The organism is Mesorhizobium sp. C395A, assembly GCF_030323205.1.
Lineage (GTDB): Bacteria > Pseudomonadota > Alphaproteobacteria > Rhizobiales > Rhizobiaceae > Mesorhizobium.
Genome location: NZ_CP100473.1, coordinates 5,720,192 through 5,734,074, shown reverse-complemented (window position 1 = coordinate 5,734,074; position 13,883 = coordinate 5,720,192). Strand labels below are relative to the sequence as shown.

General features: G+C 63.2%; 12 protein-coding genes. 2 read left to right on the top strand and 10 right to left on the bottom strand.

What is annotated here, in order from left to right; all coding sequences use genetic code 11:
* Positions 1 to 117: 117 nt before the first annotated feature.
* Both NLY37_RS27790 and NLY37_RS27785 read right to left on the bottom strand, forming a co-directional pair.
* Positions 118 to 1,374: a type II toxin-antitoxin system HipA family toxin gene (locus NLY37_RS27790; RefSeq protein ID WP_031246217.1), complete on the bottom strand. Its 1,257-nt coding sequence runs from the start codon at positions 1,372 to 1,374 to the stop codon at positions 118 to 120.
* Positions 1,349 to 1,675: a helix-turn-helix domain-containing protein gene (locus NLY37_RS27785; protein WP_084558967.1), complete on the bottom strand. Its 327-nt coding sequence runs from the start codon at positions 1,673 to 1,675 to the stop codon at positions 1,349 to 1,351. The genes NLY37_RS27790 and NLY37_RS27785 overlap by 26 nt, the downstream gene beginning before the upstream one ends.
* Positions 1,676 to 1,955: 280 nt before the next feature.
* Between NLY37_RS27785 and NLY37_RS27780 the strand changes: the two genes are divergently transcribed.
* Together NLY37_RS27780 and NLY37_RS30965 are read left to right on the top strand one after the other, a co-directional pair.
* A complete protein-coding gene (locus NLY37_RS27780; RefSeq protein WP_156933936.1) occupies positions 1,956 to 2,246 on the top strand; it encodes a hypothetical protein in 291 nt (96 codons plus the stop codon).
* A 577-nt stretch (positions 2,247 to 2,823) separates the two neighbouring features.
* Positions 2,824 to 3,204, top strand: coding sequence for a DUF6538 domain-containing protein (locus NLY37_RS30965; protein ID WP_502882087.1), 381 nt, complete (start codon positions 2,824 to 2,826; stop codon positions 3,202 to 3,204).
* A gap of 314 nt (positions 3,205 to 3,518) precedes the next feature.
* On the opposite strand, the gene NLY37_RS27770 is transcribed toward NLY37_RS30965, so the two are convergent.
* The 8 genes from NLY37_RS27770 to NLY37_RS27735 form a co-directional block, all read right to left on the bottom strand.
* Positions 3,519 to 4,484, bottom strand: a complete 966-nt coding sequence (locus NLY37_RS27770; RefSeq protein ID WP_023741932.1) for a DNA adenine methylase — start codon at positions 4,482 to 4,484, stop codon at positions 3,519 to 3,521.
* On the bottom strand, positions 4,481 to 5,872 hold the full coding sequence (locus NLY37_RS27765) for a ParB/RepB/Spo0J family partition protein (RefSeq protein ID WP_023741931.1): 1,392 nt from the start codon (positions 5,870 to 5,872) through the stop codon (positions 4,481 to 4,483). Before NLY37_RS27765 ends, NLY37_RS27770 begins: the two co-directional genes overlap by 4 nt.
* An 866-nt stretch (positions 5,873 to 6,738) precedes the next feature.
* On the bottom strand, positions 6,739 to 7,785 hold the full coding sequence (gene fni / locus NLY37_RS27760; protein ID WP_031246211.1) for a type 2 isopentenyl-diphosphate Delta-isomerase: 1,047 nt from the start codon (positions 7,783 to 7,785) through the stop codon (positions 6,739 to 6,741).
* Positions 7,786 to 7,870: 85 nt separating this feature from the next.
* A complete protein-coding gene (locus NLY37_RS27755; RefSeq protein ID WP_023741927.1) occupies positions 7,871 to 8,773 on the bottom strand; it encodes a terpene synthase family protein in 903 nt (300 codons plus the stop codon).
* Positions 8,770 to 10,320, bottom strand: coding sequence for a hypothetical protein (locus tag NLY37_RS27750; protein ID WP_023741926.1), 1,551 nt, complete (start codon positions 10,318 to 10,320; stop codon positions 8,770 to 8,772). Before NLY37_RS27750 ends, NLY37_RS27755 begins: the two co-directional genes overlap by 4 nt.
* Before the next feature lie 146 nt (positions 10,321 to 10,466).
* The gene (locus tag NLY37_RS27745; protein WP_031246209.1) at positions 10,467 to 11,459 is read right to left on the bottom strand and encodes a polyprenyl synthetase family protein; all 993 of its coding nucleotides are present in this window, start codon (positions 11,457 to 11,459) and stop codon (positions 10,467 to 10,469) included.
* 130 nt (positions 11,460 to 11,589) lie between these two features.
* Positions 11,590 to 12,933: a cytochrome P450 gene (locus NLY37_RS27740; protein WP_023741924.1), complete on the bottom strand. Its 1,344-nt coding sequence runs from the start codon at positions 12,931 to 12,933 to the stop codon at positions 11,590 to 11,592.
* Positions 12,933 to 13,775 carry a glucose 1-dehydrogenase gene (locus tag NLY37_RS27735; protein ID WP_031246208.1) on the bottom strand — a complete coding sequence of 281 codons (843 nt, stop codon included), beginning with the start codon at positions 13,773 to 13,775 and terminating at the stop codon, positions 12,933 to 12,935. Before NLY37_RS27735 ends, NLY37_RS27740 begins: the two co-directional genes overlap by 1 nt.
* Positions 13,776 to 13,883: the final 108 nt, after the last annotated feature.

Sequence of the window (13,883 nt, the reverse complement as noted above, 5' to 3'; positions counted from 1 at the left end):
CGTGTCCAAGTGGACACTCCGCCGACTTTGCGCGCGATCCTAGCATGCCACCGATCCACGGCCACTCATCCGGGGCACGGGCGAATAGTTCCGCTATATCAACCCGAGGGACTCGGTTTACTTCTCGGCGCAGGAGTTCAGTATCGGCGTCATCGCCTCCACATGTTCGTCGATCCGCTCGAGCACTTTCGCTGCGACGACATCACGCTCAGGCAGATGCCACCAGTGTTCGTTGACGAGTTTGACCGTCTCGACCACTGCCTTTAGGACTGCCGGCTCCGGAAGCCTTGCGCGGTTCGCAAATGCTTTCCATCGCGGTGCTGCTAGCGCCTTGAACGAGCGCTCTCCTCCAAGCGACAGCGCCATGGCGTCGGCGGGAATATATGGCACAGTGGATAGGACGTCGTAGATTGGTGCAAGCGCCGGCTTGTCGCCGTTTCCGGGATACATCAAAGACCAGTTCTTCAGGTGCATGTCGCCATTGCCGGTGATGACGCTCAGTGCCAGGCGGCGGACGAAATCGAGAGCCGCCGTAGGCGAGACGGCCACGCCAAGAGCCAAGGCTATGTCGTGATAAGCGGCCCCCTCATATTTGCGCGAGGGGTAGACACCGAAGACCTGAGCGAAATCCTCGATGTGTATCCTCTCGCCACCGGCGCCGCGATCGAAGCGTTTGACGAGAAGGACCTTGCCCTCCGACAGCGTATTGAATTCTTCGGGAACGCCCTCAAAATCGGACTTCTCGACCAGTTCGCATTCAGGAACGTCCATGCCGATTGCTGCTGCCAGCGCCAGGTTGGCGAATTCGTTCTCGGAAACGCCCGGAAAGGCCGTCGAAGGGAACTTGGCAATGTACCGGCCCTGCTCGTCGTCCATCGGCAAGGTAAGGCCGCCGCCTTTTCCAATGTTCTTCATGACCGACAGCTTCATCTGCACGCCGGCAAGCGAGAACCGTGCCTTGGGCTGATCCTTTGAAGCGTCCTGCGAAACCGCTATCGCACCGTCACTGGGCAACGCCCGTACGGCTCCCGGCAGATCGGCGCCCAGTGCCGCTAAAAGGTCGAAATCATTGCCTGGCCGCACATTGCCTTCGTGGTGCCTTTCCATCGCCTCGCGCAATTTCTCCTCCGGCAGGAGGTTCGCGAAGAAAGCGGGCAAGGCGCTTGCCAGAGGCTTCGGATCTTTCCGCAATCCTCCCGTCGCTGCCCGGAACGACAGGCTGAGAACCGGAAGGCCGCCCGTCGCGCGGTAGGCCTCATCGAAGTTGAATGCATTGAAATCGCCCGGCGTCCTGACGATTGTGCCGATCTTCACTGCGTTCAAGAGCACGTCCAGCGACGGGATCGTCTTAGGTGCGCGAAAGACTGGACGCATGATCGTCATCGTCAGGTTGAGAAACAAAGGCGGGTCGATCGTCATCATCATGCGGACGCAACAGAGCCTGAACAGCCGGCACCATGACTTGCGGAACCAGCATCATTTCCAAGCCGAGCGCGCGAGCGATATTCATGAGAGTCGTTGCACGCGCTGCTGCGGCTCCCTTTTCGATGTCGCGATATCGGGGACGGGATATACCCGCCAAATCAGCGACCTGCTCCTGCGTCATCGCAGCGGCCAGCCTCGCCTGCCTGAAAAGCCCACCGATTTCGCGCAGAATCTCCGATTCAGAGTCCATCATGATACCTATACGATCTATTCCAATGCGCGATGATACGCAAACGTATCTCATCCAGCGAGCGAGTCAAAACTTTTATGATCTGTTCGCGTATCATATATGAAGAAAATGATATGCAAAGAGATCAATCCTTCATTCTATGATCTCCCCGCCTTTAGCGCCGCGACGAACGGCGTTCCTCCGAGAACAGCTGCTATGGACAGCAGACGCCACTTCACGGCTCTGATGTCCTGTCGACGGTTGGAAGCGCTTAAAAGGGGCCGGATCGGGATCGCACGATGTGATCGGCGATCTGCTGCATGGGCTGGATCTTCATGGCAATATGAAACCAGTGGATGATGTGGTCGTCGGTTTGGGCACGGCGCGGGCAGCCGCTTTAGGATTTGGCGCCGTCCGAGATCACCGTCACATCCCCAAAGCCGCTATATCCTTCCTGGAGAGAGTGAAGAGCATGATCGCGGATTGCCTGCTGGTCGGTGCTGCCGGTAACGAAATAGCGACCGCCCCTTTCGCCCCTTCCCCGGGGCCGCATCTGGCCACGACGAGCTCGAAATTTCGCGCCGAATGTTGATCAGCGCTTCGAACGTGCACCGTATCAATGCTGATGACGAACTCTTTGCGACGATCTCCGGGAAGCTGCATCTCAAGCTGGCATCGGTCATCCGTTTGGGACCTCGCGCGCCAAGTTGCATGACCTGGTCGTCGAGCCGCTCGCCGATCCTGATGGTACGCTTCCGCACGGTCGCATGCGTCTCAGTCGGTTCAGTGGGCAGGAAATCGGCCAGCACCTTCTCCGCCTGCCGGTAGGGCAGCATGCTTCCTAGTCGCGCGGTCAGTTCCATTAGCTCCGGTGTCGCTCGATCGGGACAAATTTCCTTCAGCGGCGCGAAGGCACCGACCATCCCTGGATGGCATTCCGGGCACAGCATCCATCGGGATGAACCTCAACGGTGCCGAAGACGGTTCGGATCCGGCGTGTCGTATAGTCCCACCGGTCGGAACGTATGGCAATCCGGGCAAACCCAGCGAAGAAGGGCATACGTCTCCGCCTCTGGGCACCATCCCTTCCCCGGAAGTCCCCATTTCTCAAGGATTTCAAGCCTTAACCTTTCCCTCCGATCCACATTCCTGTACACTGGAGGTCCACATTGGGACTTGTTTTGAAGCACGTTGTCCAGACTAAGGCCGGCACTTGGCATTACCGGCGAAGACTTCCTAGAGAGGTTGCAACGTTCGTTCGGAAGGGAGAGTTCAAGCGTCTTCTCGGCTCCACGGAGCGGAAGGCGTTACGAAACTACCCGAAGGTCCACTCTGAATTTGAGCGGCTGGTGATCGAAGCCCGCCGCCGACACGCCTCTGGCCTGTCTGCCGCAACCCCGTTGGAAGTCCACCGGATGGCAGAGCGACCGGCGCAAGAGTTGGCGGGCACCCCCAAGGGTCTCCAACTCGGCATAGGCGTTCGCATAGGCTTGGGTGCGCTGTCCGGTAGACCGTGCGGCGCTTCTCCTCCTCCTTGGCTTGCCCCGTAAGGAGCTGGGCCTTGCTGCGTTTGGAGCTTTCGAGGTACTCGGCCGCCTTGCAATCGGCAAGCCACTCGTTGCCCTTGGCCCTCTGGATCGCCTTGACCTGTTCCTCGGCAAGACGACGTACATTGCGTCCTCATCGAGCTTAGTTCGGGCGGTAAAGCTCTTGGCGTTCGCGGCCTGCTGCTGCTCCGTCTCGGCACGGGATATGAGGCCGAGGCCCTTGTCCGTGTAGCCGGAGACTTCAAGCAGGGGACCGATGCCGCCGCGCTTGTTGTTGAGAATGGGCGAGGCGGGTGATGGGGATCGCGCGGCCACAATTATCGAGTTAGGCCGCTCGGATTTTGCCGCCCAATTGAGGCGGTCGCATCTTCATTGTCGGGCAATGCGTCCCGGCGGGATAGTTCGACCATCGAGCCCGCGACGGGAGGGACAGTCAAGTCAGGGCTAAAGAACATTGCCTCGTTCCCCTGCCCTCTGTTTCTCGCGCTGTAGCCGATTGAGTAAAAAAGCGCCCTCTCGTGGCGGTAAAGGCCCCGGATCGGCTCCACATCGTCATAGGACACAACCCAGTGAATGCCGTGCAGCAATGAACGTACCGACTTCGACACGTCATCGTGGTCTCCCGGCCCGTAGGAGTTGAAATAGAGCTGGCCTCCTTTGAGGAAATATGGCGGGTCGAGATAGACCAGCGTCTTGTCATTCCAGCTCTCGGCGCGAGTGCGCAAAAATTCCACGGCATCCAAGTTGGTCAACCGTATGCGGGACCGCAGGAGGGCTATCCGCTGGATACGCTCTATCAGCTCGGCCTTATTGAACCGCGCATCGATCTTCCAAGGGCCGGTCTGGTCTCTGCCGCCGATGATGCCGCCATTAAGAATGCCGGATCGGTTAGTACGATTGAGAAAGAAAGTTGCAAATCCAAGTTCAATAAGTTCGTCCAGATTTGCCCGATGAAACGCTGATTTGCACCGATCCCACGTGTCAATGTCGATGGTGCAATCACGGATCAGCCGGCAAAGGTGCTCCGTCTCATTGACGACGCAGGACCAGAAGGCAAAAATCGGCCTGCTGATGTCGTTTATCTCAACTCGCCGGACGAGCCCGGTCAGAAGCAACTCCCACGCGACGGAAGCGCCTCCGGCATACGGTTCGACGTAGCGGCCGTCCACTAATCCGTTGTCCCTGACAATCGCCGCGACAAACGAGGCTAGTTTTCCTTTGCCTCCTGGATAACGCAGCGGTGAAAACCGGCCGGTCGGGACCAATGAGCCGCCGTCCCTCATTTTGCAGGCCCGTAGACCGCTATGAAAAGGGGTTCGGCAACGTCCCACACGTTTCGCAGCGTGTCGACAGAAGGCACGTGATATTTCCCATGTACGTAGTCGTTAAGGGCCTGGATTGACGCAGGATCGGTTGAATTGGTTAGAATTCGTGTAATGCTCCGAAGATCGTCCTTTTTCGCAGCCCTCTTCGCCACCAAATCATCCATCACGATTTGTGATCGCTGTTTCAGGTCGTAGCGCTGGTTCTTGGCCGAGTTCCAGTCGGAAAGCCTCTTGTCTGCGATGTAGCCGTCTATCGTATTTTCGATAAAGGCTCGGAGTACATAAGCACACGCCAGCGGCGTGAGCTTCAAATTGATCTTTGACGCTTCAAAAAGAAGGCGTTCCGCCTTCTCGGATGGGGGCACCGCAAAACGATGGCTGCGAGGTGCAAGGGTGATGCGAGGCGGTTTTGCCTTGGACCGCTTTACCGGCTGCGGGGTTGCGGTTGGTTTCGCCTTTTGTCGTGGCCGAGTTCCCCCGCCGGAAACGGTTGCATCCCTGAACCGAACCTTTTTGCTTCCCGGTTTGCTATTCTTCAGGCCGTCGGGAAGGTCGGCGACATACTCTTCAAAGTTCTCCTTCCTATTGTGCGTTCGGGTAGTCACAGTGCCGTCAGCCACGTCAGACACAATTGCACTCAGGACTTCAATGGCTGTCACCGGCTTGGCGGAGAACTCGGGTATGGTCTCATCGCCAGATTTGCTGACCGTTAAGCCGAGCAATTCACGAATGGGCTTCGCCTCCAGAAACCGCCGGAGGACGCTGGCCTTATCCGTCAGCTTCTCCTCGATCCGCGCCCATTCATCATCACCAAAGGTCGAGTTCTTTTTGACAAATTCGATGACATCTAAGACGCTGCGGTCTCTCTGAAAGCGCTGTATCTCAAGCGGCCCCCAGTATATGCGGGCCTCACCTTCCATTCCGCGACCATGCCGCCGTAGTATCCATTCGTCGGCGGCCGCCCGCTCCTCGAACAAAACGGCATCCACTTCCTCATTCGACGCCGGGTCATACCCGTTCGATACCGCTGCCAACTTCTGCCGCAAGTTTGCAGAAATCGGGATACCCTGTAATAGGGACGGCTGGCGTAGCGCCATAAGGGCCGCGAGCCTCCGGTTTCCGTCCACGACAATAAATTCGTCCGGATCGATCTCACTTGCGATAACGTAGAACGCATCTCCCGGATCAAGGCCGTGGTGCTTGATACTCTCCATCATGGTTTTGAAGTGGCGCGGATCGAACTCGATCATGGAGCGCAATGCATCAGGTTGCGTGTCGGCACTCACAATTCGGGGATTTTCAAGGTCCAACAGAAGTTGGCTGACGTTTACCTGGATTTTTTCCATGACTTCCCCCTATCGCTCCGCGAGCGAAGTTATGACCAGTGCAACCGGCGGGGGCAAGAGTTTTGACTGGTGCCTTGCGGTTCATCAACCAGAAATGATCCGCTGCCCGTGGGCGGCAATATCGATTGCCTGAGGCGTGACGCGCGGTCCACATTGGGATCGCACGAGGTCCACAACATCGGAATTTGGTCTCTGCGAGGCACCAGCCTAAGTCACGGCAATCAAAGCGGTAAATGGGACTTTGTCGGCGGTCCGATTTGGTGCCCCTAAGCCGCCTCATGATTCACGACCGCGTTCTGCAGTGCTGCCATGTTCTTCTTGCTATCGCCGATCGACAGGCCGATATCGCCGTGCAACAGGCTCTCCCATGTCTTGTCTATGCGGACCTCCTTCCGGCATGTGTCGCGAATTCGTTCCGGCCCTCGATCGTAACCGTCCATTCCACCGCCATCGCTTTGTCTCAAAACGATGCTGATGAACTGCTCGAGCCTAACAACCCGTGTTTGACCCCAGAGAAGTTACCGGTCTCCTCACGACCGACCGCGCATGACTCGGGGTCAATGTGGATCGCTACTCCTTCATTGCAATGGATTACCATCTACTCCTTGCCGGCCTCCCGGCGCACCTTGTTCGACCCCTTCAGGGGCACAGCTCGGTCGGCGTGACCGATCACCCCGATCAAAGCATCGACATAGGCGCCGAAATGCGGCTTCACTCTCGGCTGGCCAGTCGGGCATGGCGGGGCGCTTCCCTGATCACGCAGCAGCACCATAACAATCCGCGACTAGCGCGAATCCCCCCGCTTCCGAGACTTTCCGACCCAGATAAGACTAGGCGCCCGCCGCGACGTGCGGGCGACGCCGGCATCAACCGGCGGGCAGATGAGCCAAGGGCAACAAGCGCGCCTGACGCAACGCCGCCAGATCAGCCGAGCCGGTGCAGAAGCAGGCGACGGCCAACTGGCGAATGACGATCTCGAAATGCGCGACAACCGCCTCGGTGGATTGCGTAGCCGCGCGCAGCACGCCGGCTGCCTGCCCGGCGATGTCCGCGCCCAGGCGGATAGCCTTGGCCACGTCGACGCCGTCGCTGATCCCGCCCGACGCGATCAGCTTCACCGCTGGCAGCGCCCGACGGACCGCCTGCACGCTGGCCGGGGTCGCAATCCCCCAATCCGCGAATGCCATTGCCACTGCGCGGTCGGCGGCATCGGGGGCGCGCTCGCCCTCAACCGCGGCCCAACTGGTGCCGCCGGCGCCGGCGACATCGATCACCGCCACGCCCGCCTCGACGAGCGCACGGGCCACCGAGGCGGACAGGCCCGATCCGACTTCCTTGGCCACAATCGGCACGCCCACGCTGCGCGCGGCGCGAGCGATCTGCGCCAGGACGCCGCGCCAGTCGCGGTCGCCTTCCGGCTGTACCGCTTCCTGCAGCGGATTGAGATGGACGATGAGTCCATCGGCCTCCAGTGCATCCACCGCCCGGCGCGCGAGGTCCAGGCCGTCGGCCTCGCGCAGTTGCGCGGCGCCGATATTGGCCAGCAAGGGAACGTCTGGGGCCAGGCGGCGCAGCGCGCGCGTCAGCCCCTGGGAGTTGCGGGATTGCAGGCTCACGCGCTGCGAACCGACGCACATGGCGATCCCCAAGGCTTGCGCTGCCTCGCTCAGATGGCGGTTAATGGCCTCGGCGCGTGGCATGCCGCCGGTCATGGAGCTGATCAGCAGAGGCGCACGCATGGTCTTGCCCAGCAGCGAGGCGCTGAGGTCGATCTGCGTCAGGTCCAACTCGGGCAATGCGCAGTGTTCGAAACGAATGTACTCCCAGCCAGCGGCCTTGGCCCGTGCCGTTCGCCGATCCAGCACGATGTCCAGGTGGTCGTCCTTGCGCCGGCTCAGGTTGGTGTCGCAGATGCTCGCTCCTTCCGCCGCATCGAGCGACGGCGTTGCGTCGGGCCGGACCGACGGCAGCGCGCGCACGCCGCCGTTTCCCCCGAGTTCAGGCCGGCGCACGCTGACCTCCGCCTGCAGCGTCGCTGCGGTAGCGGCTGGTCGAGGTCTCGTAGTACTGCGCGCGGACTGCCGCCATGGCGTCGATCAACGGTCCCCACGGCGCGGGAAAACGTTCTTCCGCCATCACCCGGTGCAGCATGCGTGTGTGGCCGGCCAACTCGTCCTTGAGGAACTCCACCACAGGCATGGCCGGATAGCGCTGCAGGAGCAGGATCGCCGCGTTGTCGGCCTCGCCGGCCGATCTATCCTTTTCGCGTCCATGCAGATCGTTCTGCAAGCGCCCTATCGCGGAGATGAGCCGCAGGACCTGGCGAAACGCCGGATGCGCGCGCAAGGTCGCCATGTCCAGCCCCCACAGCAACGACAGGCAACAGAACACGTTCGTGTAGGCGATCGATTCCACGCCGTTCTGCAAGTACTCGGCGTAGGACCAGCGCTCTGCCCCTGCCGCCTGCGCGTGTCCGGCACGCAGCGCCGCGCAGTAGCACCGGGTATCCTCGAGAAGCTGGGCATAGTCGCGACGATCGTAGGCGAGCGCGGCGAGCGAAGCGCGCAGCACGGCACAGCCATCGAATCCGGGGAGCGCGCACGGCACGCCCTGCCCCAGCGCCTGCTCCACCGCGGCGAGCTGCTCCGGCGCGATCAGGTCAAGGTCGTTGCAATCGTCCAGCCAGAACAGCAGCGCCAGTTCGCGATAGAACGCCACGATCAGCGTCTCGTCCAGCGGATCGCGGCCGGTGCGGGCGCTGGTGTCGCGCAGGCTCGGCTGGATGCGCTGCAGGATGTACTGGCCGCCCCGGACTGCTTCCACGGCATGCTCGTCGGCGAACCCGGTCAGGGAACGTCCCCACTCCAGCACCTGCTGCAGCGCGCGATCGGTCGGGATCATGGCCCGGCTCCTGCTCCCTCGGCCGAGACGCGCCGCCCCCAACGAAGCGCCAGCCACAACCCGGCTAGTTCGGCCACGCGCACCACCCGGGTGGGGCAATACAGTTCCTTTCCGATCCACAGCGGCGTCTGGGGCAATGCATGGGCTGCGTGGCGGGCGAGCATCCACTTCAGCGCGCGCGCCACCGCCTGCGCGATGCGCCGTCGCCCTGCCGGCTCTTCGGTCCCGTCTATCACGTGCAACGCGAACAGCGCATAGGCGGTTTCCTCGAATGTAGACGTGCGACCGGCGCCCCAGCCGCCGTCGTCGCGCTGCGTCTGCAGCAGCGCTGCCAGCGCGCGCTCGTCGCGCCACTGCGGCTTGCCTTGCGACAGCGCAGCGACCGCATGCGCGGTGGGATACAGCCACGAGACGTGCCATTTTTCGTTGTCCCATAGACCGTGCGGGTTGCGATTGGCCTCGACGTAGGCGCTGGTGCCGGCGGCGGGTTTTCCCAACATTCGCAACGCATGCAGGGCATGGATGTTGGTCGACACCGAGGCATTGCGCTCGCCGGGGAAGGTGACGAACAGCTCGCCGGTTTCGAAATGGCGCAACGCGTCGGCCGCCGGGTCGCGGCCTGCAAGGCGAAGGACGCACAACGCAACGGCGGTGTCGTCCGCATCGGCCGCGAAGTGCAAGGCCGGGCCCAGACCGCGCGCTCCGAGGCGGGCGTCGAGCTGGGCGATGATCACTTGCACCGCCTCGGCGAAAGCGGGATGCGCGAACAGACCGGCCAGATGCAAGGTGTACAGCGACCAGCATGGCTCGAAGACATTGATCGGCCAGACGTTGGGAACGACACCTTCGATGCCGCTGCGCGTCGCCCGCGATGCCGCCTGCAGATACCCGTCGGCGCGCCCGACCTGCTGCGTGTTCCCCTGCGTCACGGCGTGGGCACGCCACGCGGCGGTGGCCGCTGGACTGATGCCGATGCTGCCGTCGTCGTCCGGGCATGCGGTGGCCGGCGACGTCCCCCAGGCTTCCCAGGAGTGCAGCAACGGATGGCCGCTCGGCAACGTCGCCACATCCCCCAGCTTGACCAGGCGTGCTTGCCGCAACGGCAACAGCGCCGGGTGGCGCGGAAACGCCAAGCCGCCCAGCAACGATGCGGCCTCGTTGCACAACTGCGGCAGGATCAGCTCCGCGCCGATGGGCGCGTCTTCCGGCACCGAATGCGCGTAGGGATCGGGCTGGCGCTCGAGGAACCGGATTGCAGCCTGGACTGCGTCGGCGGCGCCGGGAAGAGGATCGGCACGCTGCAATGCCAGCAGCGCCGCCCAGGTGGGCGCATGGCGAAACAGCGGGAAGTCCGCACCTCCCCATCCGCCATCGGCCTGTTGCTGCGCGATGAGCCACGCGTATGCCTCGTGCCGACCGGTGACTTTGCCGTCGAACTGCAGAGCTCGCGCCGTGTCGTATACGGACGGACCGACGCTGCCGCCGTCGCTCATCTCGCTCAGCAGGTGGCGCAATTCGGAAAGGATCTGTTCGGACAGCGCGTTCACGGGGGATGTTCCTTCTGCAGAGGGCCAACGAGAACAGAAACGGGCAGACGCCGCGCACGTCGCCGCCGACACGGACACAGTGCAGCATGCAGCGCCCGCCGGCCGATCGCACCAGGACAGGGGCGAGTCCTTACGGATGGGCGCGCTCATGCGTATGGCGCGGACAGATAGACGTTGGCCCGCTGCAGCATCTGCGCCAACCCTTCCGCACGCGGCCCCAGAGGGGCGATGGCCTCCCCGGCCTCGTGCAACAAGTACAGCGCGAACTGGCGCGCTGCCTGCAGCCCCATGATCGACGCGCAGGTCGGCTTCTGCGCGGCCGCGTCCTTGCCGGGGGTCTTGCCAAGAGTCGCGGTATCCGCCGTCGCGTCGAGAATGTCGTCGGCCACCTGCAACGCCAGGCCATAACAGGCAGTGTAGCGATCGAGCGCACAGTACAGTGCAGCGTGCGCGGCATCCTCCGCGATGGAGTATAGCGCGCCCATGCGAACCGACGCGCGCACTAGCGCTCCGGTTTTCATCCGGTGCATCCCCAGGACCCTGTCCAGCCCGGCGTGCTTTCCGACCAGCGACAGATCCATGGCCTGCCCGCCTGCGGCACCCTCGGCGGACACCGCATGCGCCAGTTCGCGCACGAGCGCTATACGATTGTCGCCCGGCGCATCCAGGCTCGCCAGGGTCAGGAAGGCGTGGGCCTGCAGCGCATCGCCGACCAGGATCGCAGTGGCTTCGCCGAACTTTACGTGCACGGTCGGAAGGCCGCGGCGAAGCACGTCGTCGTCCATCGCGGGCAGGTCGTCGTGGACCAGGGTACAGGCGTGCATCATCTCGATGGCGGCGCCGACGTCGTCGAGCATGTGCGCCGGCGTGCCCGCCAGTGCGCCGGCAGCCAGACAGAGCAAGGCTCTGGTGCGCTTCCCGCCATGCAAGGTGGCGTAGCGCATGGCTGCCATCAGCTCTGTCTTACCGTCGTCTTCGGCGCAGAGCAGACGCGCCAGCGCCTGTTCGACCCGCTTTGCGCCGTCCTGCATCCAGATCTCCGGGAGCAGCCCGCCGGATGCGCCACGCGCCTGCGCGCCCAACCCGCCGAATGCGGAAACGCCAGTTCGGTCATCGTGTATTGTGGAACCGGTTTGCATGTTGTTCATGTCCTTGTAGCTGAGACGGCCACGGCGAGCGCAAGTCGTCACACGAGTGCGTGCGCTGAGTGCAGCAATGCCGCGCCCCGCCGGCGCCGCTGCCTTGCCACACAGGGCGTGCGAAGGCAGCTCATGAGAAGCCTATGCGGATTGCCATGGACGGATGTGCGGTCGGGTAATAGCGCCGGCCTTTTTCGACGTCGCTCAGCAACTGCGGCCGCACCCCGGCCTTGTGCATGATCAGCGCCAAGGCGATGCAGAACTGCACCATTTCCAGCCATACCAGGTGGTAGCCGATGCAGACGTGTGGGCCGGTACCGAACTGCAGCATGTCCACGGGCCGGACCGGTTCTGTGCGTAGCAGCCACCGCGCCAGGCGGAACTGATCAGGCGCCTCGTGCAGCAGCGCCGAGGTCGAGAAATGCAGCAGCGGGATGCATAGGTGGGTGCCCGCGGGAATACGCCGTTGGCCGAGTTGCAATTCCTGCAGCGCGCGACGCGGCAGGAGCGTGGTCGCCGGATGCAGGCGCAGTGTCTCGCGGAACAGGGCCTCGGCGACCGGACACTGCGCCAGGTCCGCGTGCCGGGTCGGCACCGCGCCCACGCGTTGCGCCTCCTCGACCAGGGCGTCCCACAGCACAGGCTGCCTCGCCAGCTCGATCACGATCCAGGCCATCGTCGAGGCAGTGGTGTCGTGACCGGCAAGCAGCAGCAAGCGAATGTTCGCGACCAGGACGTCATCGGAGAGCGGACCGTCGCTGCTGTCAAAAGCGCTCACCATGTCGTTGATGAACCCGGTGCGCGCGGCATGCGCGCGCGCATCGCGGACGAACCGGCGCAACTGCGCGTCGATCCAGTCGCGGGCGGAGCGGCCGCGCCGCAAAGGCAATCCGGGCAGGTCGACCGGTGGCGCGATGATCAACTGCAGCAATTGCCGGTACTTGCGATGCCATCCCGGCAGGTCCTGCGCGGGGATTCCCATGAGGCTGAAGATGAGCTTCAGCATCAGGTTGCCGGTCTCGCGCAGGATAGGTACCTCGCCGCGGGCGCGCCACGCCTGCACCCGCGCCTGGATGACCGGCGCGAACAGGTCGCCGATCCCGGCCTGGGTCAGCCCCTTGGGCAAGAACGCTGCCTTGATGGCATCGCGCGCCTGCCGGTGCGCGCCGCCGTCCAGGGCAACCAACGTTCCGCCAAGCAATTCGGGCGCGATCTCTTCGATCAGCGCCGAGGACACGTCCTTGTGCTTGAGCAGAGAGAATGCGTCCGGATCCACACAGGTCATCAGATGTCCGGCAGGGCCGAAATCCAGCCAGAAGTGGCTGCCCAGCGTCCGTTCTGCGCGTTGCAGCAGGCGCGGCAGGTCGCAAACAATGGCGGGAAGATGCCCGACCAAGGGGAAAGCGCCGGGCATGACCGGGATGTCGGATCGCAGCCGGTGCCGACGGTTGAGTGGGTTGAGCAGTATGTCCATCAGCAGCGCGCCGCCGTCGCCGATTCGGTGTCGCCGGCAGGGCGCGCGGCGCAGCTGTTGCCACCGTCGGCGTATGTCGGCACATGCGCCAGCATGCCGCCATCGATGCACACGACCTGGCCGGTGATGAACGCAGCATCGGCGGAGAGCAGGAACGCCACGAGCGCGGCCACGTCCTCGGGGCGGCCGACGCGCTGCAGGAGCTGGTGCCGGCGCAGATGCCGTTGCATGCACTCGTCCAGCTTGGCGAGGAGACGCTCGGTCATGATAAGACCCGGCGCAACCGCGTTGCAGCGAATCTGCGCATGACCGTACTGGGTGGCGAGCGAAGCCGAGAGCATGTTCATCGCCGCCTTCGAGGCGCCGTAGGACGTCTGCGCCGTGTCACCGCTGAGCCCTTGGCACGACGACATGTTGACGATCGCGCCACCGCCGCGGTCGATCATCCGTGGGATGGCCTGCCGGCAGCAGAGCAGCGTGCCGCGCAGATTGGTCGCCATGGTCTGGTCCCAGACTGCCAGGTCCAGGTCGAGGATCGCGCAGTCGCGCGGGGTCAGATGCATGGCGCTCGCATTGTTCACCAGCAGGTCGACCCCCCCGAAGTGCCGCTCCGCCGTCTCGAACAGCGCTGCCACCGCCTGCTCATCGGCGATATCCATGGCTATGGGCAGCGCGTGGCCTGCTTCGGCCGCGATCTGCGCGGTGCAGGCGATGGCCGCCGAGCCATCAATGTCGGCCACCACCACTCTGCCGCCCCCGCGCGCGATGGCGAGAGCGCATGCCTTGCCGATGCCGGCGCCGGCGCCGGTCACCACGGCCACCTTGCCTTCAAACCTTGCCATCGTGTCTCCTGAATTGCATTGGTCTTTCGCAGCATGCCGCTCGGCCTGCGCCGGAGAAGGCGCAGGGTCCGCGCTGGCGCGCTCGTCATGGCCAGCATCGCTTTCGAT